Source organism: Stutzerimonas balearica DSM 6083 (assembly GCF_000818015.1).
Taxonomy (GTDB): Bacteria; Pseudomonadota; Gammaproteobacteria; order Pseudomonadales; family Pseudomonadaceae; genus Stutzerimonas; species Stutzerimonas balearica.
Window position 1 is genome coordinate 2,941,834 of record NZ_CP007511.1, and the last position, 20,826, is coordinate 2,962,659.

General features: G+C 67.3%; 23 protein-coding genes and 1 tRNA gene. 18 read left to right on the forward strand and 6 right to left on the reverse strand.

Annotation, left to right across the window (positions count from 1 at the left end; translation table 11 throughout):
* Positions 1-346: 346 nt before the first annotated feature.
* The 15 genes from CL52_RS13435 to CL52_RS13500 all read left to right on the forward strand — a co-directional run bounded on the left by CL52_RS13435 (position 347) and on the right by CL52_RS13500 (position 13,301).
* Positions 347-1,003 carry a cytochrome c3 family protein gene (locus tag CL52_RS13435; RefSeq protein ID WP_041109249.1) on the forward strand — a complete coding sequence of 219 codons (657 nt, stop codon included), beginning with the start codon at positions 347-349 and terminating at the stop codon, positions 1,001-1,003.
* Positions 1,000-3,957, forward strand: a complete 2,958-nt coding sequence (locus tag CL52_RS13440) for a TAT-variant-translocated molybdopterin oxidoreductase (RefSeq protein ID WP_043221238.1) — start codon at positions 1,000-1,002, stop codon at positions 3,955-3,957. The genes CL52_RS13435 and CL52_RS13440 overlap by 4 nt, the downstream gene beginning before the upstream one ends.
* Entirely contained in the window at positions 3,950-5,305 is a 1,356-nt protein-coding gene (gene nrfD, locus CL52_RS13445; RefSeq protein WP_041109246.1) for an NrfD/PsrC family molybdoenzyme membrane anchor subunit, read from the forward strand. The genes CL52_RS13440 and nrfD overlap by 8 nt, the downstream gene beginning before the upstream one ends.
* Entirely contained in the window at positions 5,298-5,825 is a 528-nt protein-coding gene (locus CL52_RS13450) for a DUF3341 domain-containing protein (RefSeq protein WP_052264572.1), read from the forward strand. The genes nrfD and CL52_RS13450 overlap by 8 nt, the downstream gene beginning before the upstream one ends.
* Positions 5,825-6,349 carry a c-type cytochrome gene (locus tag CL52_RS13455; RefSeq protein WP_041109244.1) on the forward strand — a complete coding sequence of 175 codons (525 nt, stop codon included), beginning with the start codon at positions 5,825-5,827 and terminating at the stop codon, positions 6,347-6,349. Before CL52_RS13450 ends, CL52_RS13455 begins: the two co-directional genes overlap by 1 nt.
* Entirely contained in the window at positions 6,346-7,338 is a 993-nt protein-coding gene (locus CL52_RS13460) for a hypothetical protein (protein ID WP_041109242.1), read from the forward strand. Before CL52_RS13455 ends, CL52_RS13460 begins: the two co-directional genes overlap by 4 nt.
* Complete coding sequence (locus CL52_RS13465; protein ID WP_041109240.1) at positions 7,325-7,726, forward strand: hypothetical protein; 402 nt, start codon at positions 7,325-7,327, stop codon at positions 7,724-7,726. Before CL52_RS13460 ends, CL52_RS13465 begins: the two co-directional genes overlap by 14 nt.
* The gene (locus CL52_RS13470) at positions 7,719-8,516 is read left to right on the forward strand and encodes an SCO family protein (RefSeq protein ID WP_041109239.1); all 798 of its coding nucleotides are present in this window, start codon (positions 7,719-7,721) and stop codon (positions 8,514-8,516) included. Before CL52_RS13465 ends, CL52_RS13470 begins: the two co-directional genes overlap by 8 nt.
* Positions 8,513-9,484 (forward strand): cytochrome c oxidase subunit II, encoded by a 972-nt coding sequence (gene coxB / locus CL52_RS13475; RefSeq protein WP_041109237.1) that lies wholly within the window; start codon positions 8,513-8,515, stop codon positions 9,482-9,484. The genes CL52_RS13470 and coxB overlap by 4 nt, the downstream gene beginning before the upstream one ends.
* Positions 9,481-11,103 carry a cytochrome c oxidase subunit I gene (locus CL52_RS13480; RefSeq protein WP_041109235.1) on the forward strand — a complete coding sequence of 541 codons (1,623 nt, stop codon included), beginning with the start codon at positions 9,481-9,483 and terminating at the stop codon, positions 11,101-11,103. The genes coxB and CL52_RS13480 overlap by 4 nt, the downstream gene beginning before the upstream one ends.
* Positions 11,090-11,464 carry a cytochrome c oxidase subunit 3 gene (locus CL52_RS21490; protein ID WP_052264573.1) on the forward strand — a complete coding sequence of 125 codons (375 nt, stop codon included), beginning with the start codon at positions 11,090-11,092 and terminating at the stop codon, positions 11,462-11,464. The genes CL52_RS13480 and CL52_RS21490 overlap by 14 nt, the downstream gene beginning before the upstream one ends.
* A gap of 3 nt (positions 11,465-11,467) precedes the next feature.
* Positions 11,468-11,740 carry a cytochrome c oxidase subunit 3 gene (locus CL52_RS21495; RefSeq protein ID WP_052264574.1) on the forward strand — a complete coding sequence of 91 codons (273 nt, stop codon included), beginning with the start codon at positions 11,468-11,470 and terminating at the stop codon, positions 11,738-11,740.
* The gene (locus tag CL52_RS13490) at positions 11,737-11,997 is read left to right on the forward strand and encodes a hypothetical protein (RefSeq protein ID WP_041109231.1); all 261 of its coding nucleotides are present in this window, start codon (positions 11,737-11,739) and stop codon (positions 11,995-11,997) included. Before CL52_RS21495 ends, CL52_RS13490 begins: the two co-directional genes overlap by 4 nt.
* A gap of 90 nt (positions 11,998-12,087) precedes the next feature.
* Positions 12,088-12,696 carry a flavodoxin family protein gene (locus tag CL52_RS13495; RefSeq protein ID WP_041109229.1) on the forward strand — a complete coding sequence of 203 codons (609 nt, stop codon included), beginning with the start codon at positions 12,088-12,090 and terminating at the stop codon, positions 12,694-12,696.
* Between the two features lie 20 nt (positions 12,697-12,716).
* Positions 12,717-13,301, forward strand: coding sequence for an exopolysaccharide biosynthesis protein (locus CL52_RS13500; protein WP_041109227.1), 585 nt, complete (start codon positions 12,717-12,719; stop codon positions 13,299-13,301).
* Positions 13,302-13,385: 84 nt separating this feature from the next.
* On the opposite strand, the gene CL52_RS13505 is transcribed toward CL52_RS13500, so the two are convergent.
* The 4 genes from CL52_RS13505 to dapA form a co-directional block, all read right to left on the reverse strand.
* Positions 13,386-13,475 (reverse strand) — tRNA-Ser (locus CL52_RS13505).
* An 89-nt stretch (positions 13,476-13,564) separates the two neighbouring features.
* Positions 13,565-14,434, reverse strand: coding sequence for a phosphoribosylaminoimidazolesuccinocarboxamide synthase (locus CL52_RS13510; protein ID WP_041109225.1), 870 nt, complete (start codon positions 14,432-14,434; stop codon positions 13,565-13,567).
* Between the two features lie 127 nt (positions 14,435-14,561).
* Positions 14,562-15,662 carry an NlpB/DapX family lipoprotein gene (bamC, locus tag CL52_RS13515; protein WP_043221241.1) on the reverse strand — a complete coding sequence of 367 codons (1,101 nt, stop codon included), beginning with the start codon at positions 15,660-15,662 and terminating at the stop codon, positions 14,562-14,564.
* An 18-nt stretch (positions 15,663-15,680) separates the two neighbouring features.
* Positions 15,681-16,559, reverse strand: coding sequence for a 4-hydroxy-tetrahydrodipicolinate synthase (dapA, locus tag CL52_RS13520; protein ID WP_043221243.1), 879 nt, complete (start codon positions 16,557-16,559; stop codon positions 15,681-15,683).
* 195 nt (positions 16,560-16,754) lie between these two features.
* Between dapA and CL52_RS13525 the strand changes: the two genes are divergently transcribed.
* Positions 16,755-17,315, forward strand: coding sequence for a glycine cleavage system transcriptional repressor (locus CL52_RS13525; RefSeq protein WP_041109219.1), 561 nt, complete (start codon positions 16,755-16,757; stop codon positions 17,313-17,315).
* A 10-nt stretch (positions 17,316-17,325) separates the two neighbouring features.
* The gene (locus CL52_RS13530) at positions 17,326-17,799 is read left to right on the forward strand and encodes a peroxiredoxin (RefSeq protein WP_041109217.1); all 474 of its coding nucleotides are present in this window, start codon (positions 17,326-17,328) and stop codon (positions 17,797-17,799) included.
* Positions 17,800-17,807: 8 nt separating this feature from the next.
* Here the strand turns inward: CL52_RS13530 and CL52_RS13535 are convergent, their stop codons facing one another.
* Complete coding sequence (locus tag CL52_RS13535; RefSeq protein WP_041109215.1) at positions 17,808-18,050, reverse strand: sulfurtransferase TusA family protein; 243 nt, start codon at positions 18,048-18,050, stop codon at positions 17,808-17,810.
* A 107-nt stretch (positions 18,051-18,157) separates the two neighbouring features.
* On the opposite strand from CL52_RS13535, the gene CL52_RS13540 reads away from it, so the two are divergent.
* Positions 18,158-19,588 carry a M48 family metalloprotease gene (locus CL52_RS13540; protein WP_043221245.1) on the forward strand — a complete coding sequence of 477 codons (1,431 nt, stop codon included), beginning with the start codon at positions 18,158-18,160 and terminating at the stop codon, positions 19,586-19,588.
* 45 nt (positions 19,589-19,633) lie between these two features.
* Here CL52_RS13540 and nadA read toward each other — a convergent pair whose 3' ends face one another.
* Positions 19,634-20,692 carry a quinolinate synthase NadA gene (nadA, locus tag CL52_RS13545; protein ID WP_043223191.1) on the reverse strand — a complete coding sequence of 353 codons (1,059 nt, stop codon included), beginning with the start codon at positions 20,690-20,692 and terminating at the stop codon, positions 19,634-19,636.
* Positions 20,693-20,826: the final 134 nt, after the last annotated feature.

Below are 20,826 nucleotides of genomic sequence, written 5' to 3' on the forward strand. Positions count from 1 at the left end.
CTCGCGCGAACGGGCCGAGGCATGCCACGGGGAGCAATCGCCCGCGACGTCCTTCTAGTGACCGGGCAGCGGCGCGCGGGGTTCAGCGTTTTTTTGGTCCATCGCGCTTGCCGGTAAACCAGCCGGGCGCCGAGCCGCCGGGTTTCGCGCGCCCTCAGCGCAGGCCGCGTGCGCCAGGCAACGGGCCAGTCCCGGCGTGGCCGTCACGTCGCAGCCCTGGGCCGCACCGCGCCAATCGGCTGCCGGCCACGCGTCGTCAGGCCGTGCCGATTCGCTGATCGCACATTCGAGTGAACTCACATCCTGTTACACGACCCAAAACTCTGATGTCGCTTGGACAAGGGTGATGGCACAGATTTTTTCGCGCTCGGCCGACATGTGGTTCCGGCTCGCCCTGTTCGGCGTCGGCGGCGGTGCCCTGCTGATCTTCGTGGTCGGCCTGGTGCTGGCGCGTTCGGACTATTCGACCGGCCAGAACTGGAGGATCGAGCAACCCGTGCCGTTTTCCCACCGCCACCATGCCGGCGAGCTGGGCATCGATTGCCGCTATTGCCACAGCAGTGTCGAGCAGGCCGCGGCGGCGAGCTTTCCGCCGACGCACACCTGCATGTCCTGTCACTCGCAGGTCTGGACCGGCGCGCCGATGCTCGAGCCGGTGCGCCGCAGCCTTACGGAGAACGAGCCCTTGCGCTGGAACTGGGTCAACAAGCTGCCCGACTACGTCTATTTCCACCACGGTGTGCACGTGCAGGCCGGGGTCGGCTGCGCCGAGTGTCACGGCCGGGTCGACCGCATGCCGCTGATGCGCCGGGAAAACAGCTTCCAGATGCAATGGTGCCTGGAATGCCACCGCGACCCGGCGCCGCGCCTGCGCCCGCGGCGCTTCGTCACCGACATGGACTGGCAGCCGGAGGGCGACCGCCGGGCCCTCGGTGAACGCCTGATGCAAAAGCACGGCATCGCCGGGACCTCACTCACCCACTGCTATACCTGCCACCGATGAGCCGCCGCGACCCGCTCGATTTCGCCGCCATCGGCCGACGCCTCGCCGAAGAGCGCGGCCCGACCTACTGGCGCAGCCTGGAAGAACTGGCCGAGGACCCGAGCTTCGTGACCTTCTGCGAGGCCGAGTTTCCGAGCGTCGCGCCGCAGCTCGACCGGCGCCGCTTTCTCCAGCTGATGGGCGCCTCGCTCGCCTTCGGCGGCCTGGCGGCCTGCGGCAAGGCACCGGAGACCGCGGTGCCCTATGTCGAACAGCCCGAACTCATCGTGCCGGGCGAAACGCGCCTGTACGCCACCGCGGTGGACTTCGCCGGCTACCTGCAGCCGGTACTCGGCCGCACCCAGGCCGGCCGCCCGACCAAGCTGGAGGGCAACTCCGACCATCCGGCCTGCCGGGGTGCGGCCAGCGCGATCACCCAGGCGGCGATCCTCCAGCTGTACGACCCGGACCGCTCGCAGGCGCCCCGCTACAAGGGCCGTGACGCGTCCTGGGAGGCCTTTCTCGGCGAGGCCGCCGGCTGGCGTGAACGTTGGGATGCCAGCGCCGGCCAGGGCCTGCACCTGCTGCTCGGCGCCAGCAGCTCGCCGACCCTGGCGCGCGAGCTGGAGCGCTGGCTCGCGCGCTGGCCACAGGCACGGCTGTATCGCTTCGAGCCCTACGAGGGGCGCCATTACGCCGCCGCCGAGCAGGCCTTCGGCCGGCCGCTGGAGCGCCACCTGCACCTGGAAAAGGCTGAACTGCTGCTGTGTTTCGAGGACGACCTGCTCGGCAGCGGCCCGCAGCAGGTGCTGCACGCCAGCCGCTGGGGTGAGCGCCGTCGCGCGGCCGCCGAAGGCCGCGGCCAGGCCCTGCTGATCGCCGTTGAAAGCTGCCCCAGCCTGACCGGCGCCAAGGCCAGCGAGCGGCGCATCGCCAATGGCGCCGAACAGAACCGCCTGCTGCGCGCATTGCTCGCCGAGATCGACGATGGCCCGGCGCCGGAGCTGGCCGCCGACGAGCAGCACTGGGTCCGGCGGATGGCTGCCGCGCTACGCGCGCATGCCGGGCGTTGCCTGGTCAGCGCCGGTGCACGCAGCGATGCCGCGCCCCAGGCCGCCGTCTACCGGCTCAACGATCGGCTGGGCAACCTCGGCCACACCCTGAGCTTCAGCGCGCCGCTGCAACAGCTCGAGATTGGCGGCCAGCCGCTCGGCGACCTCGGGCAGTTATGCGCGGCGCTCAGCGCCGGTGAAGTCCAGAGCCTGCTTGCCCTGGACTGCAACCCGGCTTACCAGGCGCCTGCCGAGGCCGCCTTCGCGGCCGCGCTGGAAGCACTGCCCTGGTGCCTGCATGCCGGCCAGTACTACGACGAAACGGCCTCGCACAGCCATTGGCACCTGCCGCTCAGCCACCCGCTGGAAGCCTGGCACGACGGCCTCGCCGCCGACGGCACGCCCTGCCTCGGGCAGCCACTGATCGAACCGCTGCATGCCACGCGCAGCGCCAGCGAATTGCTCGCGCTGCTGCGCGGCGAGCCGACGGCGGACAGCCATGCCCAGCTGCGCGAAACCTGGCAGTCACTCGACGAAGCGGCCTGGCGCGCGGCGCTCGAACGCGGCTTCATCGAGGGCCGTCAGCCGACGCCAGTGGCCGTCTCGGCTGCGCCCGTCGCCCTGCCGGCCGTCGAGGCGCCGGGCGGCTACGAGGTCCTTATCCGCCCCGACGAGGCGATCTGGGACGGCCGCTTCGCCAATCTCGGCTGGCTCCAGGAGTTGCCGCGGCCGCTGAGCAAGCTCACCTGGAGCAATGCGGTGGCGATCGCGCCGCGCCAGGCCGAACGCCTGGGTCTGCGCAATGGCGACCGGGTACGGGTCGAGGTCGACGGCGGAGCCATCGAAGGCGCGGTGATTCTCGCGCCCGGGCAGCACCCGGACGTGCTCGAAGTCCGTGCCGGCTACGGCCGCCGACGCATGGGCCGCGTGGCGGTGGGCCAGGGCTTCGATGTCACCCCGCTTCGCCGCCTCGCCGAACCCTGGCGGCGCGAAGGTGCGCGGCTCGCCCCGCTCGACGGCACGGTACCGCTGGCGATCACCCAGATGCACCACAGCATGAAGGCCGAACAGGCCCCGGCCCGCCGGCTGCCGCGCGAAGTCGCCAGGCAACCGGCCACGGCAGCGGAGCAGCCGTCCTTCTATCCGGCCACGCCGGCCGCGCCGCCGCCGGCTGGCGGCCCGCTCGGCGAACCCCGCTGGGGCATGCTGATCGACCTGGACCAGTGCATCGGCTGCAACGCCTGCGTGGTCGCCTGCCAGGCGGAGAACAACGTGCCGGTGGTCGGTGCCGAGCAGGTCGCCGCCGGTCGCGCCATGCACTGGCTGCGCGTGGACCACTACTACGAGGGCTCGCCGGAGGCGCCGCGTTCGAGCTTTCTGCCGGTGCCCTGCATGCACTGCGAACACGCGCCCTGCGAGATGGGCTGCCCGGTCAACGCCACGGTGCACGGCCCCGAAGGGCTCAACCAGATGGTCTACAACCGCTGCATCGGCACTCGCACCTGCGCCTCCTATTGCCCGTACAAGGTGCGGCGCTTCAACTGGTTCGACTGGACCGGCGACGACCCGCCGCTGCTGCAGGCGCAGCGCAACCCCAACGTCACGGTGCGCGGGCGCGGCGTGATGGAGAAATGCACCTATTGCGTGCAGCGCATCAGCGAGGCGCGCATCGATGCGCGCATGGGCGACCGGCCGATTGCCAGCCAGACACTGCAGACCGCCTGCCAGCAGACCTGCCCGACCCAGGCGATCGTCTTCGGCGATCTCTCACGTGCCGACAGCGGCCTGCACTACCAGCGCGAGACCCGGCGCCACTATGCGCTGCTCGAAGAGCTCAACACCCGGCCGCGCACCACCTACCTGGCGGCCCTCGAGGACGGCCTCCCCGCCGACGAGACACCGGAGGGCCGCAGCGATGGCTGACACGCCGCACTTCCTGCCACCGCAGCTGCCGCTCGGCGCGGTCTCCGAGCTGGCCATCGATACACCGCTGCACTTTCGCCATCGCGCCAGCTGGTGGGTCGCCTTCGCCATCGGCTGCGCCCTGCTCGGGCTGTTCTTTCTCGCAGTCGGCAACCTGCTGCTGCGCGGCGTCGGCATCTTCGGCAACAACAATTCGGTCAACTGGGGGCTGCCGATCCTCAACTACATGTGGTGGCTGGGCATCGGCCACGCCGGCACCTTCATCTCCGCCCTGCTGCTGCTGATCGACCGGCCCTGGCGCAATTCGCTCAACCGCCTGGCCGAACTGATGACGCTGCTGGCGGTGATCTGCGCCGGGATCTTTCCGATCCTGCACCTCGGACGGCCCTGGCTGTTCTACTGGAGCGCGCCCTACCCGGCGACGATGGACGTCTGGCCACAGTTCCGCAGCCCCACGGCCTGGGACTTCTTCGCCGTGCTGGCCTACCTCCTGTTCTCGCTGCTGTTTCTCTACGTCGGCGCGATCCCGGATTTCGCCTGCGCCCGCGACCGCGCCACCCGCCGCGTGCAGCAGGTGGTGTTCGGCCTGCTCGCGCTTGGCTGGCGCGGTGCCGGCAGCCACTGGGTGCGCTGGCGCCGCTGCTATCGCTTCCTCGCGCTGCTGGCGGTGCCGCTGGTGTTCGCGGTATCGAGCAGCTATTCGTTCCTGCTCGCGCTCGGCGACCCGTCCGGCTGGCATTCGACGGTGTTTCCGCCCTACTTCGTTGCCGGCGCAGTCTTTTCCGGCTTCGCGCTGGTGGCGATCATCGCCTGCAGCGTGCGCCACCTGCTGCACTTCGAGACGCTGATCACCCCACGTCACCTGGACATGCTCGGCAAGCTGCTGCTGGCCACCGGGCTGATGACCGCCTATGGCTATGTCGCCGACATCTTCGTGGCGTTCTATTCCGGGCGGCACCACGAGATCCTCGTCACCCAGGCGCGCCTGGGTGGCTACACCGCCTGGAGCTTCTGGCTGGCGATCCTGTGCAACGTAGTGATCCTGCAGGCGCTGTGGAGCCGCCGGGTACGCACCCGCCCGCGGCTGCTCTGCCTGGTCAGCGCGGCGGTGCTGGTGGGTATGTGGTGCGAACGCTACATGCTCATCGTCACGCCAGAGACGCACCCGCACATGCCGTCGATGAGCAGCGAGGCCTACCTGCCGACGGTCTGGGACTGGGCGCTGCTGGCCGGCACCTTTGGCCTGTTCCTCGTGCCGCTGCTGCTGTTCATCCGCTTCGTGCCGATGGTTTCGGCGATGGAAGTCAAGGAAGTGCTGCATCGCTATCGCGGAGGTGAGGATGGCTAAGCCGCTGTTCGGCCTGCTCGCCGACTTCGCCGATGCCGATGCCCTGCTCGCAGCCACGCGCGCCGCGCATCAGGCTGGCTACCGGCACATGGAGGCGTTCAGCCCCTTCCCGCTCGAGGCCATCGAGCCGCTGCTTGGCCACGATCATCGCGAGCCGATCCGCTGGGGCGTGGCCGGTGCGCTGTTTGGCGCGCTGGCCGGCTTCGGCCTGCAGATCTACGTCAACCTGGACTACCCGCTGGATATCGGCGGCCGCCCGCTGGTGGCGCTGCAAGCCTTTGCCGTGGTCGGCTTTCTGCTGATGATCCTGTTCGCCGGCCTGTTTGCGGTGTTCGGCCTGCTGCTGGCCTGCCGCCTGCCGCTGCTGCACCACCCGCTGTTCGAAGCGGAGAGCTTTCGCCGCGCCTCGGACGACCGCTTCCTGCTGTGCATCTATGCCGAGGACCCGCTGTTCGACCCCGGCACGACGCTGCTCTGGCTGTCGCAGCGGGCGGTCTCGGTAACGGAGATCGAACCCTGATGCGCGTTCTCATCCTGCTGATGCTGCTGGCACTGGCCGGCTGCGATGACATGGCGCGCCAGGAAAAGCTCAAGGCTCAGGGCAGCGCCAGGGTATTCGCCAACGGAGCAGTGAACCAGGCTCCGCCAGCGTTCACCGTGGCCCGCGGCGATCTGGCCCGCGAGGCCCGCCTGTACAGGCGCCCGCCGATGAGCCGGGCGCTGCTCGAGCGCGGCCGCGAGCGCTTCGACATCTTCTGCTCGCCGTGCCACGGCCTGCTCGGCAACGGCGAGGGCGTGGTGGTGCAACGTGGCTTCCCGAAGCCGCCAGACCTGGCTGCGGCGCGCCTGCGCGAGGCGCCGGACCGGCATTACATCGAGGTCATCAGCCATGGCTACGGGCAGATGTACAGCTACGCCAGCCGCATCCCCCCAGCCGATCGCTGGGCCATCGTCGCCTATGTGCGAGCGCTGCAGCGCAGCCAGGGCGTGCCGCTGGAGCAACTGAGCGCGGCGCAACGTCGGCGCCTGGAGGGCCGGCCATGAACCTGCGCATGCTTGCCTGGCCGGCCGTACTGGCCCTGCTGCTCGGCGTGCTCGGCCTGTTCTGGCCGCCACTGGCCGCGGCCAGCCTGGCCGTGGCCTTCGCCCTGGCGGCGCTGGTTATCGGTGGCCTGCTGCTCCAGCTGGCGGTGCCGCTGGTCAGCGGCAGCTGGCAGGGGCTGATCCTGCCAGGCGCCGGGCGCATCGCACGCCTGGCGCCCCTGCTCGGGCTGCTGCTGTTGCCGGCGCTGCTGGCCCAGCACCGGCTATACCCCTGGGCGCTGGAAGGCGAAGAGGGTTTTCGCGGCGTCTGGCTGTCACCGCTGGCGTTCACGCTGCGCACGCTGCTCTACGTCGCGCTCTGGAGCGCACTGGCCTGGTTGCTGCCGCGCCGTCCGCGGCTGGCCGGGCCGGGCCTGGTGCTGCTGGTGCTCAGTGGTTCGGCCGCGGCGATCGACTGGGCGATGAGCCTGGAGCCCGAATTCTTCTCGACCCTCTACGGGCTGCTCTACCTGAGCCGCGGGCTGCTCTCGGCGGTCGCCCTGGCGGTGCTGCTGGCGTTGCACGCCGGTGCCGAGCGGCGTGGCGTGCTGCGCGGCCTGCTGATCGCGGCCGTGCTGCTCTGGCTGTATCTGCACTACATGCAGTACCTGATCATCTGGTCGGCCGACCTGCCACGAGAGATCCGCTGGTATCTGACCCGCATCGAAGGCTTTGGCGCCGCGGTTGTCTGGCTGCTGGGCGTCGGTCAGGGCCTGCTGCCGCTGGTCTTGCTGTTGTTGCCCCTGGGCGAGCGCAGCGGTGCGTTGCAGGGCGTGGCCATCACCACCCTGCTGCTCGGCCAGCTGGAGCTGCTCTGGTGGGTGCTGCCGGGCTTTGCCGAGCATTCGCCGCTGCTGCTCTGGAGCCTTGGCGCGCTGCTGACGCTGGCCTGGCTGTTGGTGCTGCGGCCTGCCTGGCCCCTGATCGGAGGCGAGCATGGCCGAGGTTGACCCACGCGCCCGCGAACTGGGCTACGAGCCGCAGGATGCCCGCGTGCCGCGAGTGCTGCTGGCGGGGCTGATCATTGCCGTGGGGCTGGGCCTGAGCCTCGGCGGCGTCGCCCTGCTGCTGCATCTTTACGCCCAGCACGAGCCGGAGCAGCCGCCCACACCGCGCGAAGCCTCGGCCTTTCGCCCGGCAATCCCGAACCTGGACGCTGCAGCGCAGGTCGCCGCGCCGGCGGTGCTGGCGGCTGCCCGGCGGCGCCTGCAGACGCTCGGCTGGGTCGACCGCCAGGCCGGCCTGGCGCACCTGCCCATCGACGAGGCCATGGCACGGCTGGCGCACGAGGGCTGGCCAGAGGCCGACGCGAGCGGCGAGGAACCTGGCCATGACTGACCCGCGCCTGCTGCTGGCCGTGCTGCTCCTGTTCGTCAGCCCGCTGTCGTACGCCGAGGCCCCCTTCGATCCGTTCGAGGTCAGCGGCATCGAGGCCCGGCCCGGCGCGCAGGTTCCGCTGGACTTGCGCTTTACCGACCAGCACGGCCGCCAGCTGCGCCTGGCCGAGCTGTTCGGCAAGCGGCCGGTGCTGCTGCTGCCGCTGTACTACACCTGCCCGAATGTCTGCGGCAGCCAGCTGGCCTCGCTGCTGCAGATGCTCGACGGCCTGCCCTACCGCGCCGGTGAGGACTACGAACTGGTGGCCTTCAGCTTCAACCCGAACGAAACGCCGGCCGACGCACGCGCCGAGCAGGCCAAGCTGGCGCGCCGCTGGCCGGCGCTGGCCGACTCGCCGGGCGTGCATCTGCTCACTGGCTCGGCGGCGGCCAGCTCGGCGCTGGCCGAGGCACTGGGCTTTCGCTACGCCTACGACGAGAAAAGCGGCGAGTACGCCCATGTCACCGCGGTCGCCGCGCTCAGCCGCGACGGGCGCCTGTCGCGCTGGCTCTATGGTCTGGGCTACCAGCCGGACGACCTGCGCCTGGCGCTGCTCGAGGCCGGCCAGGGCCGCGTCGGCGATTTCACCGACCAGCTGCTGTTGCTCTGCTACCACTACGACCCGAAGACCGGCGGCTACAGCAGCCTGGTGATCGAGGCCCTGCAGCTGGGCGGCGGCGCCACGGTGCTGTTGCTCGGCGGCTTCATCCTGTTCAACCTGCGCCGCGAGCGAGGGGGGCGTCGGCCATGATCCTCGAGGGTTTCCTGCGCCTGTGGCCGGCGTCCGCCTCGCAGCACGCCAGCGACGTGGACTGGCTGATCACCGTGTTCACCCTGCTGATGGGGCTGTTCGTGCTGCCGGTGTTCTTCTGCCTGGTGCTCTTCGCCCTGCGTTACCGCGCCGGCCGCGACGTACCGCGGCACCATCAGTCGCAAGGCAACTGGAAGGTGGAAACCACCTGGATCGTGCTGCCCTTCATCGGTGCCATGGTGCTGTTCCTGCTCTCCGCGCGGCTGTTCTACGAAGCGCGTGTGCCACCGGCCGATGCGCTGGAAATCCGCGTCACCGCCAAGCAGTGGATGTGGAAGTTCCAGCACCCCGGCGGCCAGCGCGAGATCAACACCCTGCACGTGCCGGCCGACCGGCCGGTCAAGCTGGTGATGATCTCCGAGGATGCGATCCACAGCCTGTTCTTTCCCGCGCTGCGCATCAAGCAGGACGTCCTGCCGGGGCGCTACACCGAGCTCTGGTTCCGCGCCGACAGGACCGGCCGCTTCGACGGCTTCTGCGCCGAATACTGCGGCACCGACCATTCCGGCATGACCGCGCAGCTGGTCATCCAGCCGCCGGCGGCCTACCAGCAGTGGCTGCAGCAGGCGGCCACCGACGGCAGCCTCGCCGAGCAGGGCGCCGCGCTGTTCCGCCAGTTCGGCTGCAGCGGCTGCCACAGCGAGCGCTCGGCGACCCGCGCCCCGCTGCTGCAGGGCCTTTACGGCCGCCGAGTGGCCCTGGCCGACGGCGACGAGGTGGTCGCCGACGCCGGCTACATCCGCGACTCGATCATGCTGCCGAGCAAGCAGGTGGTCGCCGGCTTCGAGCCGATCATGCCGACCTACGCCAGGATCCTCGATGAGGACGCGGTGCTGCGCCTGACCGCCTACATCCAGTCGCTGGGCGAGGAGCAGGCCATCATTCCCCCGAAACGGAGCCGCCCATGAGCGAGATCAAGGCCGTCCGCGAGCCGAGCTACCTGGAAGCCGAGCACGGCATCCTCTCCTGGCTGCTGACCACCGATCACAAGCGTATCGCGGTGCTCTATCTGCTGGCGGTGACCTTTTTCTTCGTCGTCGGAGGGTTGGCGGCGAGCCTGATCCGCATCGAACTGGTCACGCCCGACGGCGACCTGCTGACCGCCGACGGCTACAACCGGGCCTTCACCATCCACGGCGTGATCATGGTCTGGTTCTTCCTGATTCCCTCGATTCCTTCGGTGTTCGGCAATTTCCTTGTACCGATCATGGTCGGTGCGCGCGACATGGCCTTCCCGCGGCTGAACCTGGCCAGCTGGTACCTGCTGGTGGCCGGTGGGCTGTTCACCCTCTATGCGCTGGTCGCCGGCGGGGTCGACACCGGCTGGACCTTCTACACGCCCTACTCGACGATGTTCAGCAACGGCCATGTGGTGGCGGTGATCGTCGGCGTCTTCATCACCGGCTTCTCGTCGATCTTCACCGCTATCAACATCATCGCCACGGTGCACAAGCTGCGCGCCCCGGGCATGACCTGGTTTCGTCTGCCGCTGTTCGTCTGGTCGCTGTACGCGACTTCGGTGATCCTCGTGCTGGCCACGCCGGTGCTGGCGATCACCCTTACCCTGGTCGCCCTGGAACACCTTTTCGGCATCGGCGTGTTCGACCCCTCGCTCGGCGGCGATCCGCTGCTGTTCCAGCATCTGTTCTGGTTCTACAGCCACCCGGCGGTCTACATCATGGTGTTGCCGGCGATGGGGGTGATGAGCGAGCTGGTCACCTCGGCGGCGCACAAACGCATCTTCGGCTACCGCTTCGTGGCCTTTTCCAGCATCGCCATCGCGGTGATCGGCTTCATGGTCTGGGGCCATCACATGTTCGTCGCCGGGCAGTCGATGTACGCCAGCATGGCCTTCTCGCTGCTGAGCTTCCTGGTGGCGATCCCGTCGGCGATCAAGGCGTACAACTGGACCGCCTCGCTGTACAAGAGCCGGCTGACGATCAACGCGCCCTTTCTCTATGCGATGACCTTTCTCGGGCTGTTCCTGATCGGCGGGATCACCGGGCTGTTCCTTGCCCTGCTGGCGGCCAACCTGCACGTGCACGACACCTACTTCGTCGTGGCGCATTTCCACTACATCATGGTGGGCGCAGCGGTGGCGGGCTATTTCGGCGCGCTGCACTTCTGGTGGCCAAAGATCACCGGGCGGATGTACCCGGAGCTGTGGGGGCGGATCGCCGCGGTGATGATCTTCTTCGGCTTCAACCTGACCTTCTTTCCGCAGTTCATCCTTGGCTATCTCGGCATGCCCCGCCGTTATCACGCCTACCCGGAGGAGTTCGGCGTGCTGAACATCCTTTCGTCCTGCGGCGCGCTGGTGCTCGGGGTGGCCTATGCGCTGCCATTGTTCTATCTGCTGTGGTCGCTGTACCGCGGCGAAAAGGCCCCGGACAACCCCTGGGATGCCGCCGGGCTGGAATGGCGCCACGTGCCGTCGCCACCGCCCAAGCACAATTTCGAGACGATCCCGTTGGTGGACTTCGAGGCCTACGACTACCCGCCCGAGGCGACCCATGGCAAAGGTTGAATACCCGATCACCGAGCAGTTCCAGACCCACGGCCAGCAGCACGAAACGGCGCACCTGGGCACCTGGGCCTTTCTGGCGACCGAGCTGATGATGTTCGGCGGGCTGCTGGTGGTGATCTGGTATACGCGCACCGCGCACCCGGGCGGGGTCGGCGAAACCGTCGGGCATCTGCACTACTGGCTCGCCGGGTTCAACAGCGTGCTGCTGCTGACCAGCAGCCTGGCGATTACCCTGGCGGTCGTGGAGGCCCGTGACGGCCAGGCGCTGCGGGCGCGCCGGCTGCTGCTGACGGCGGTCATCCTGGCCGGCGCCTTTCTCCTGCTCAAAGGCTACGAATACTTTGCCGAGTACCGCGAGTAGCTCATGCCCTGGCAGGTTTCGCCACTGCAGCAGACCGGCGCGCAGCTGTTCTTCAACCTGTACCTGATCGCCACCGCCCTGCACGCCCTGCACGCCCTGCACGTAATCATCGCGCTCAGCCTCGGCCTGCTGTTCTGGGTACGCCAGCGCCGCGGCCGACTGCCGCTGCCCGAGCGCATCACCCTGCTCGAGGCGTTCTCGCACTACTGGCATGTGGTCGATGTGATCTGGATCCTGCTCTACCCGTCGCTCTATCTGGTCGGGAGACCGGCATGAGCGCGCGCCTGCTGAGCTACCTGGGGCTGCTGGCGCTGCTTGGCGTCAGCATCGCCCTGGCCACCAGCCGCCTGCCGTACCGGGACATCCTGATCATGCTGCTGGCCGGCGCGCAGGCGCTCGGCGTGCTCCTGGGCTTCACCCGCCTGCAGGACGAAAGTCCGCTGTTGCGGCTGTGTGCGCTGACAGCCTGGTTCTTCGTGTTCCTGCTGCTGTTGCTGACCCTGCTGGACCTGCTGACCCGCGCCCCGGTCTGATGGCCCGTTCGTCCAGCGCCCTGAGCGGGCAGTGGCAACGGGGTGTCCCTAGAAGGAACGCCCTCGCAACCTCACAGCCAGGAGCCGCCCATGACGCTTTCGGTCTTTGCCCTCAACTGCACGCTCAAACCTTCGCCCGCCGACTCTTCCTGCGAATTGCTGCTGCGCCAGACGCTCGGCGCCTTCGCCGACCTCGGTGCCTACGGCGAGCTGTTGCGCGCGGCCGACTTCAACATCAAACCCGGCGTGACTTCCGACGAAGGCGCCGGCGACGACTGGCCGGAACTGCGCCGCCGCATTCTCGCCGCCGATGTGTTCATCCTCGGCACGCCGATCTGGCTCGGCCATCCCTCGAGCATCTGCCAGCGGGTAATGGAGCGGCTCGATGCCTTTCTCGGCGAGACTGACGACGCCGGGCGCATGCCCTCTTTCGGCAAGGTCGCCTGCGCCGCGGTCGTCGGTAACGAGGACGGCGCACACCACGTCTCGGCCGAGATCTTCCAGGGCCTCAACGATCTGGGCTTCAGCCTGGCGCCGAACGCGGTGACCTACTGGGTCGGCGAAGCCATGCAGGGCCAGGATTTCAAGGATCTGCCGCAGACGCCGGACAAGGTGCAGCAGACCACCCGCAGCATGGCGCGCAACGCCCTGCACCTGGCCGGCCTGCTGCGCGACGCGCAATACCCCGGCAGCGCCTGAGTCCGGGAGCGGACCTGATCATGGCCGATCAACCGCACGAAGAGCTGCAGGGCCTCGTCGAGGGCCTGATCCGGCTCGGCCGCGAGCGCGAGCAGGTATCGGTTGCCGACATTCAGGACGAGGTCGGCCAGCGCAGCTTCGGCCCCTTCCTGTTCGTCCCGGCGCTTGTCGAGATCAGCCCGGTCGGCGGCATTCCCGGCCTGCCGACGCTGCTGGCGGTGATCGTCGCCCTGTTCGCGCTGCAAATGCTGTTCGGCCGCAAACACCTCTGGCTGCCGGACCTGCTCACCCGGCGCAAGGTCGCCGGCGACAAGCTCGAGCGCGGCCTGTGCAAGCTGCGCCCGGTGATCCGCTGGCTGGACAAGCTGATCAGACCCCGCCTGCACTGGGCCACCAACCGCAACGCCAGCCGCCTGCTCGCACTGCTTTGCCTGGTGCTGGCCGCTTCCGTGCCGCCGCTGGAACTGATTCCCTTCGCCAGCAGCGGCCCCTTCGCCGCCATCGGCCTCATCGGCATCGGCCTCACCACCCGCGACGGATTGCTGGTGCTGCTGGGCCTGCTGATGGCCGCCGTCTCGGCCTATCTGGCCAGCGGCCTCTTCTAACCGCCCCTGCAAGCCCACCGCGCAGCCCAGAAAAGCAAAAGCCCCCGAAACTCTACGAATTTCAGGGGCTTAGGCACTATGTAATGGCGGAGAGATAGGGATTTGAACCCTAGGTACCCTTGCGGATACAACGGATTTCGAATCCGTCCCGTTCGACCACTCCGGCATCTCTCCAGCGGCGCGCATCATAGCAGCTCAGGTCGCTTTGTCGAACCCCCAAGCACACTTTTTCCGCCTTTTTTCAGCAGGTTGCGGCCATGGGTTCAGGCGGTGAGTCGGGTAAGCGCCTCGCGGTACTTGTCGGCGGTCTTCTGTGCAACCTCGGCCGGCAGCGCCGGGGCCGGCGGCTCCTTGTTCCAGCCGGTGGACTCCAGCCAGTCGCGGACGAACTGCTTGTCGAAGCTTGGCGGGTTCTTGCCCTCTTCATAGCTGTCAGCCGGCCAGAAGCGGCTGGAGTCGGGCGTGAGCACCTCGTCCATCAGGGTCAGGGTGCCATGCTCATCGAGGCCGAATTCGAATTTGGTGTCGGCGATGATGATGCCGCGCGTGGCGGCGTACTCGACGGCAGCGCGGTACAACGCAATGGAGGTGTCGCGTACCTGTGCGGCCAGTTCCTTGCCGATGATGGCTTCGCACTCTTCGAAGGAGATGTTCTCGTCGTGGTCGCCCACCGCAGCCTTGGTCGAAGGCGTGAAGATCGGCTCCGGCAGTTTGCTCGCCTCTTTCAGACCGGCTGGCAGGGCGATGCCGCAGACCGTGCCGCTCTTCTGGTATTCCTTCCAGCCGGAGCCAGCGAGGTAGCCACGTACGATCGCCTCCACCGCAACGGGCTTGAGGCGCTTGGCCACGACGGCACGCCCTTCGACCAGGGGCAGCTCGGCGGCAGGAACCACGTCTTCGACCCGGTCTCCGGTGAAATGATTGGGCACCAGCGTGCTGAACTTGTCGAACCAGAAATTCGAGATTGCGGTGAGAATCTTGCCTTTATCCGGGATCGGCTCGGCCAGGATCACGTCGAACGCGGACAGGCGGTCGCTGGCAACCATCAGCATGCGCTGGCCATCTACCTCGTAGAGATCGCGCACCTTGCCCGAATAGAGCTTGTTCAGGCTGAGATTGGTCGGGGTACTCATGGTCGATTTCCACCTAGACGCGCCATTCGGCAGCATCACCGCGCTGCAGGCCGACGCCTTGTTTCGAAGAGATAAGGGTGACGAGGCCAGCGCGCCGTCACCCCTGGGTTTGCGCCCGCGCGCCAGGTCAGCCGAGGTTTTCCTTGAGCCGCTCGAGCACGCGACGTGCTACCTCGGCGGGCGCAACGGTATCGATGTTGCGGTCCAGCGTGACGAGAATCTGCTCACCGGCACGAGTCAGGCGCACCTGATAGCGCTCGGCGCGCGCGTCGATCTCCTCCTGGTCCGGCTTGCTCGAGAACAGACGGGAGAAGAAGCCTGGCTTCTCGTCCGGCCGATCGGCGCCTTCGGCCAGGTTCACGTAGTAGACCCCGAGGCTGCGATTGAGGTCGTCGACCTTGATGTCGGCAGCCTGCAGTGCGCGGCCGATGCTCGACCAGGCACGATCGAAATCGGTGTCCAGGGTCAGCATCGGGTTGCCGCTGCCATCGGCAGTCAGGACGACACGGCTCGGCGCATCGTAGTCGCGCTCGGCGAGCAGCGATACCGAGCCGCCTTCGTCAGCGCTGCGACTGAGCGCGGTCTGCAACTCGTCGAGCAGGGCGCGATCCAGTTCGGCGTTGACGGAGGCTTCCGGCCATGCCGGATCGGCTGTGCTGCCACTGTCGCGTTGCAGCGCGAGGACGAAGATCTCGCTGGTGTTGCGCTGCACACCCGGTTCGATGCGTACACGTACACGGGCTTCGCCATCCTGGACGCCCAGGCTGCGCGCCAACGCGGCGTTGATTTCCGAGCCCTTCTGCCAGGCGGTGGAGAACTCGCCGGTTTGTGGCCGCTCCTCATCGATGGCGAAGCCGTTGTCGGTGAAGAACTGCCGGGTCGCTGCCCAGACTTGAGCCGGGCTGCGCAGCGCGACCAGCCAACGGCCGCCCTCGGAGCTCTGCACGCTGAAATCGCTGGCCTGGATCGCGCCCTGCAGCGGCTGCGGACGCGGCACGTCGTATTTACCGGCGGCGCGGCTATCGGCCACCTGGTGGGGAATCGGCAGCAGCGGGTCGAGCGGGCGCAGTTGCTGCCCCGCCGGCACCTGCATGGGCGGCACCTGATGCGCCTGCAGATAATCGCTGCCGCGATCACGAAAATACCCATCGTCGCCCCACAGCCAACCGCAACCGCTGGTGGCGGAAATCATCAGGGCAAGAGTCGAGAGTCCGGCCAGTCGCTTCATCAATATTCCCTTATCTGTTCAGGCGAGGATGCCGCACTGGCGCATCGCCTGGCGCAGCGGCTCCCGGCAAGCCGGGCTGAGCCAGGTGAGCGGCAGGCGGATACCGTCGGCCATCAGTCCCATCTCGTGCAGCGCGAACTTCACCGGAATGGGGTTGGACTCGATGAAGAGTTTCTGGTGCAACGGCATCAGCCGCTCGTTGATCGCGCGCGCCGTGGCCGCGTCGCCGGCCATCGCGGCGGCACAGAGGTCGGCCATGGCACGAGGCGCGACATTGGCGGTGACGGAAATATTGCCCTTGCCACCCAAGAGCATCAGCTCGACTGCCGTCGGGTCGTCGCCGGAATAGACGAGGAAGTCCTTGCCGACGCGATCGAGCACTTCCTGCCCGCGCTTGAGATCGCCAGTGGCCTCCTTGATGCCGATGATGTTGGCGACCTTCGACAGGCGCTCAACGGTTTCCGGCAGCATGTCGCAGGCCGTACGACCCGGCACGTTGTAGAGAATCTGCGGAATGGCCACCGCCTCGGCGATGTGCTTGAAATGCAGGTAGAGGCCTTCCTGGGTGGGCTTGTTGTAATAGGGTGTGACCAGCAGGCAGGCATCGGCTCCGGCGGCCTTGGCGTTCTCGGTCAGCTCCACGGCCTCGCTGGTGGAGTTCGCCCCAGTACCGGCGATTACCGGGATGCGTCCATTGACCTGATCGACGACCCGACGAATGACCTCGATGTGTTCCTCGACCGAAAGCGTCGCCGATTCTCCAGTGGTCCCCACCGCGACGATTGCGTTGGTGCCTTCCTGCAGATGGAAGTCCACCAGCTTGCTCAGGCCATCCCAGTCCAGACCGCCTTGCGCGTCCATGGGCGTGACCAGCGCCACCATACTGCCCGCAATCATGCAACCACTCCTGCCGGAAAAAGAGAGGCGTAATGGTACAAGGCTCGATTGCGCTTTGCGAGTAGCCGGACGTGCCTGCGAAAGCCCTCCAGGAACCCGGCCCGGCGCCCCCGTCCATTCACAGCACTGACGCTTTTCGCTACCCTTAGCCGTTTTCGGCCGACCATTCGCCGATTCACCGTCAGGAAAGCTGTAATGCCCACCCCGTCCGTACCTCGCGAACAGTTCCTTGTGATCAGCGCCCTGGGCAAGAGTCCGATGGAACTTGCCAACGTTCTTTGCCGCGCGAGCAACGAGAGTCGCTGCGCAGTCGTCACCACTCGTCTCACCCGGCATGGTGAATACAGCGCGCTGGTCCTGGAGGTCACCGGCAGCTGGGACGCGCTGGCCCGCATGGAAGCCGCCCTGCCCGCCCTGTCGAAAAAGCACGGCTTCACCGCCAACGTGGTGCGTAGCGAACCGCTGGAGAGCCGACCGAACGCGCTGCCTTATGTCGCCTATGTCAGCGCGGCCTACCGACCGGACATTCTCAATGAGCTTTGCCAGTTCTTCATCGACCACCGCGTCGAACTGGAAAGCCTGACCTGCGATACCTACCAGGCCCCGCAGACTGGCGGCACCATGCTCAACGCGACGCTGACGGTGACCCTGCCGGCCGGCACGCAGATCAGCTGGCTGCGCGATCAGTTTCTCGATTTCGCCGACGCCATGAATCTCGACGCGCTGATCGAGCCCTGGCGTCCACAGAACCCGTGAGGAAGCCCCCATGCCCGTCGAACTGAACCAACCCGTCCCGGCATTCACCGCCCAGGCTACCAGCGGCGTCGAGGTCAGCCCGGACGGGCTGCGAGGCAAGCAGGTCGTGCTCTACTTCTATCCGAAGGACAACACCCCGGGCTGCACCACCGAGGGCCAGGACTTCCGCGATCTGCACGACCAGTTTCTCGCATGCGATACGCTCGTTTTCGGGGTTTCGCGCGACAGCCTGAAGACCCACGAGAACTTTCGCAGCAAACAGGGCTTTCCCTTCGAGCTCATTTGCGACAAGGACGAGCAGCTCTGCCAGCTGTTCGACGTGATCAAGCAGAAGAAGCTCTACGGCAAGGAATACCTGGGCATCGAGCGCAGCACCTTTCTCATCGACCGCAATGGTGTGCTGCGCCAGCAGTGGCGGGGCGTAAAGGTACCGGGGCATGCCCAGGCGGTACTCGACGCGGCCCAGGCACTGCCGCGCGCCTGAGCGCCCCGTCAGGCCTTGCGCAGCCAGTAGCGGTAGACCGCCCCGTCCTCTTCTTCGTGCAGCAGTTGGTGGCCGGCGAGCCGGGCGAAACTGCGAAAATCACGCTGCGAGCCGGGATCGGTCGCCGTCACTTTCAATACGGCGCCACTGGGCAGACGATTGAGCTCGAGCTTTGCCTTGAGCAATGGCATCGGGCAGTTGAGCCCCGAGGCATCGAGCTCGGCGTCGAAGGCAGGGGGGGTGTCGGTCATCGATCTCTCCGTCGGCGAAGGCGCGCAGCATACCCAGCCTTGCGCCGGTCTGGCCAGCGCACGGGCGCGCCGTTACAGTAGCCGCTCACCCCTCAGAGCCGCCCCGAATGAACCTGCTGCGCCCGACTCTGCTGACCCTTGCCTGCCTGCTCGCTCAACCCATCAGCGCCAGCGACCTGCCGTCGCTGGGCGATGCCAGCTCGGGCATTGTTTCTCCGGAGCAGGAGCACCAGCTCGGCAGGGCCTGGCTGAGCCTGCTGCGCGGCCAGGTCCGCCAGCTCTCCGACCCGCTGCTGAAGGATTACGTCGAGTCGAGCGTCTACCGCCTCACCGAGACTAGCCAGCTGCAGGACCGCCGTCTCGAATTCGTCCTGCTCGACAGCCCGCAACTGAACGCCTTTGCCGCTCCCGGCGGCATCATCGGCGTGAACGGCGGCCTTTTTCTGCATGCCCAGACCGAAGCCGAGTACGCCTCGGTCATGGCTCACGAACTGGCGCACCTCTCGCAGCGGCACTTCGCACGCGGCCTTGAGGCGCAGCAGCGCATGCAGCTACCGATGATGGCCGCGATGCTCGCCGGAGTGGTCGCCGCCGCCGCGGGCGCGGGAGACGCCGGTATCGCTGCGATCATGTCCACGCAGGCCGCCGCGATCCAGGAGCAGCGGCGCTTTTCCCGGCAGAACGAACAGGAAGCCGACCGCATCGGCATCCTCAACCTTGAGCAGGCTGGCTACGACCCGCGCGCGATGCCGGAGATGTTCGGGCGCCTGATGCGCCAATACCGCTATGATCAGAAGCCGCCGGAATTCCTCCTCACCCACCCGGTGACCGAATCGCGCATCGCCGACACCCGCAACCGCGCCGAGCAGTACGCGAACGGCGGCCGCCAGGACAGCCTGCGCTATCAGCTCATTCGCGCCCGCACCCAGCTCCAGTTCGAGACCACGCCCGGGGTCAGCGCCAAGCGCTTTCGCGCCATGCTGGCCGACAACCCCAAGCTGGATGCGGCGCGCTACGGCCTGGCGCTCGCACAGATCAAGGCCGGCCAGCTGAATGAAGCGCGCCAGAACCTTGCCAGCCTGCTGAAAGGAGCACCGGACGACCTCTTCTACAACCTGGCCCAGGTTGAACTGGAGATGACCGCCAACGAGCTCGAGGCGGCCGCCGCGCGGGTGCAACGCCTGCTGGCGCAGTACCCGGACAACTACCCGCTACGCCAGGCGCGCGTGGATGTGCTGATGAAGCTCAACCGCTTGGCGGAGGCCGAAAAGGAACTCGACCAGCTCGTTGCAGAGCGCGACAAGGATCCCGATATCTGGTATCAGCTCGCCGAAGTTCGTGGCCTGACCGGCAACATCGTTGGCCTGCATCGGGCGCGCGCTGAGTACTTCGCGCTCGTTGGCGACTATGACCAGGCGATCGAACAGCTGGATTTCGCCAAGCGTCGGGCAGACAACTTCCAGCTGGCTGCCCGGGTGGATGCACGCCAACAACAGCTGGCCGAAGAAAAACGCATGGTCGAGGAGATGCTGCGCTAGCCTGCTCCGGCCCAGCCTCATCGCCTACGCCGAAGCCTGCTTAGCTCAGGCGTTGCCAGCCTGGCGCAGCCGAGCCGCGTGAGTGAAGTCGAGCATTCGCTTGAGCGGCTTGACCGCCCGCGGCACCAGCGCCGGATCGACAAATATCTCGTTGCTGCCCTTGCGCAGACAGTCCAGGGTGCGCTCCAGCGTATTCATCGCCATCCAGGGACAGTGCGCACAACTGCGGCAAGTCGCCCCCTGGCCCGCCGTAGGCGCCTCGACGAACACCTTGTCCGGGCACAGCTGCTGCATCTTGTAGAAGATGCCCTTGTCGGTCGCCACGATCAGCGTGCGGTTCGGCAAGGTCTGCGCGGCCTTGATCAACTGGCTGGTGGAGCCAACCGCGTCGGCGAGCTCGATGACCGCCGCCGGCGACTCCGGATGGACGAGAATCGCCGCATCCGGATACAGCGCCTTCATGTCGGCAAGCTGCTTGGCCTTGAACTCCTCGTGAACGATACAGGCGCCATCCCACAGCAGCATGTCGGCCCCGGTTTCGCGCTGGACATAGCTACCCAGGTGCTTGTCGGGCGCCCAGATCAACTTCTCGCCGTTATCCATCAGGCTTTCGACGATTTCCAGCGCGCAGCTCGACGTCACCACCCAGTCTGCGCGCGCCTTCACCGCAGCCGAAGTATTCGCGTAGACGACCACCGTGCGCTCCGGATGCTGGTCGCAGAATGCGGCGAACTCGTCGACCGGACAGCCCAGGTCCAGCGAACAGGTGGCCTCCAGCGTCGGCATCAGCACACGCTTTTCGGGGTTGAGGATCTTCGCCGTTTCACCCATGAAGCGCACACCAGCGACCACTACGGTCTGCGCCGGGTGCTCATTGCCGAAGCGCGCCATTTCCAGGGAGTCGGACACGCAGCCCCCCGTGGCTTCGGCCAACGCCTGGATCACCGGATCGGTGTAGTAATGCGCCACCAGCACAGCATTCTGCCGGCGCAGCTCCTCGGCGATCTGCTCGCGCAGCTGCAGCTCCTGTTCGGGCGTCAGCGGAACGGGCTGCTTGGCCGCCAGGTGCGCCTGGACAAGAATGCGTTCGGGTATGTGCGTCATCTTTCGCTGGCCCTGCAAGAAAGCGATTGCATGGTACGCCGCGGATCGTATCCGTCCTCAGGAACGGCCCGACCTGGGGGCTGCTGGCGAAAGGCGGGGCTGGCGGCCACGGGAAGAACCTGCCTGGCCGGCGC

Excerpts from the sequence above, each read along its gene's own strand:
- CL52_RS21490 (WP_052264573.1), top strand. The coding sequence starts at position 11,090 with ATGGCAAAGGTTGAATACCCGATCACCGAGCAGTTCCAGACCCACGGC.
- CL52_RS13530 (WP_041109217.1), top strand. The coding sequence starts at position 17,326 with ATGCCCGTCGAACTGAACCAACCCGTCCCGGCATTCACCGCCCAGGCT.
- CL52_RS21495 (WP_052264574.1), top strand. The coding sequence starts at position 11,468 with ATGCCCTGGCAGGTTTCGCCACTGCAGCAGACCGGCGCGCAGCTGTTC.
- CL52_RS13440 (WP_043221238.1), top strand. The coding sequence starts at position 1,000 with ATGAGCCGCCGCGACCCGCTCGATTTCGCCGCCATCGGCCGACGCCTC.
- coxB (WP_041109237.1), top strand. The coding sequence starts at position 8,513 with ATGATCCTCGAGGGTTTCCTGCGCCTGTGGCCGGCGTCCGCCTCGCAG.
- CL52_RS13460 (WP_041109242.1), top strand. The coding sequence starts at position 6,346 with ATGAACCTGCGCATGCTTGCCTGGCCGGCCGTACTGGCCCTGCTGCTC.
- CL52_RS13525 (WP_041109219.1), top strand. The coding sequence starts at position 16,755 with ATGCCCACCCCGTCCGTACCTCGCGAACAGTTCCTTGTGATCAGCGCC.
- CL52_RS13495 (WP_041109229.1), top strand. The coding sequence starts at position 12,088 with ATGACGCTTTCGGTCTTTGCCCTCAACTGCACGCTCAAACCTTCGCCC.
- CL52_RS13510 (WP_041109225.1), bottom strand. The coding sequence starts at position 14,434 with ATGAGTACCCCGACCAATCTCAGCCTGAACAAGCTCTATTCGGGCAAG.
- CL52_RS13450 (WP_052264572.1), top strand. The coding sequence starts at position 5,298 with ATGGCTAAGCCGCTGTTCGGCCTGCTCGCCGACTTCGCCGATGCCGAT.
- CL52_RS13435 (WP_041109249.1), top strand. The coding sequence starts at position 347 with ATGGCACAGATTTTTTCGCGCTCGGCCGACATGTGGTTCCGGCTCGCC.
- CL52_RS13535 (WP_041109215.1), bottom strand. The coding sequence starts at position 18,050 with ATGACCGACACCCCCCCTGCCTTCGACGCCGAGCTCGATGCCTCGGGG.
- CL52_RS13480 (WP_041109235.1), top strand. The coding sequence starts at position 9,481 with ATGAGCGAGATCAAGGCCGTCCGCGAGCCGAGCTACCTGGAAGCCGAG.
- nadA (WP_043223191.1), bottom strand. The coding sequence starts at position 20,692 with ATGACGCACATACCCGAACGCATTCTTGTCCAGGCGCACCTGGCGGCC.
- CL52_RS13465 (WP_041109240.1), top strand. The coding sequence starts at position 7,325 with ATGGCCGAGGTTGACCCACGCGCCCGCGAACTGGGCTACGAGCCGCAG.
- nrfD (WP_041109246.1), top strand. The coding sequence starts at position 3,950 with ATGGCTGACACGCCGCACTTCCTGCCACCGCAGCTGCCGCTCGGCGCG.
- bamC (WP_043221241.1), bottom strand. The coding sequence starts at position 15,662 with ATGAAGCGACTGGCCGGACTCTCGACTCTTGCCCTGATGATTTCCGCC.
- CL52_RS13490 (WP_041109231.1), top strand. The coding sequence starts at position 11,737 with ATGAGCGCGCGCCTGCTGAGCTACCTGGGGCTGCTGGCGCTGCTTGGC.
- dapA (WP_043221243.1), bottom strand. The coding sequence starts at position 16,559 with ATGATTGCGGGCAGTATGGTGGCGCTGGTCACGCCCATGGACGCGCAA.
- CL52_RS13540 (WP_043221245.1), top strand. The coding sequence starts at position 18,158 with ATGAACCTGCTGCGCCCGACTCTGCTGACCCTTGCCTGCCTGCTCGCT.
- CL52_RS13500 (WP_041109227.1), top strand. The coding sequence starts at position 12,717 with ATGGCCGATCAACCGCACGAAGAGCTGCAGGGCCTCGTCGAGGGCCTG.
- CL52_RS13455 (WP_041109244.1), top strand. The coding sequence starts at position 5,825 with ATGCGCGTTCTCATCCTGCTGATGCTGCTGGCACTGGCCGGCTGCGAT.
- CL52_RS13470 (WP_041109239.1), top strand. The coding sequence starts at position 7,719 with ATGACTGACCCGCGCCTGCTGCTGGCCGTGCTGCTCCTGTTCGTCAGC.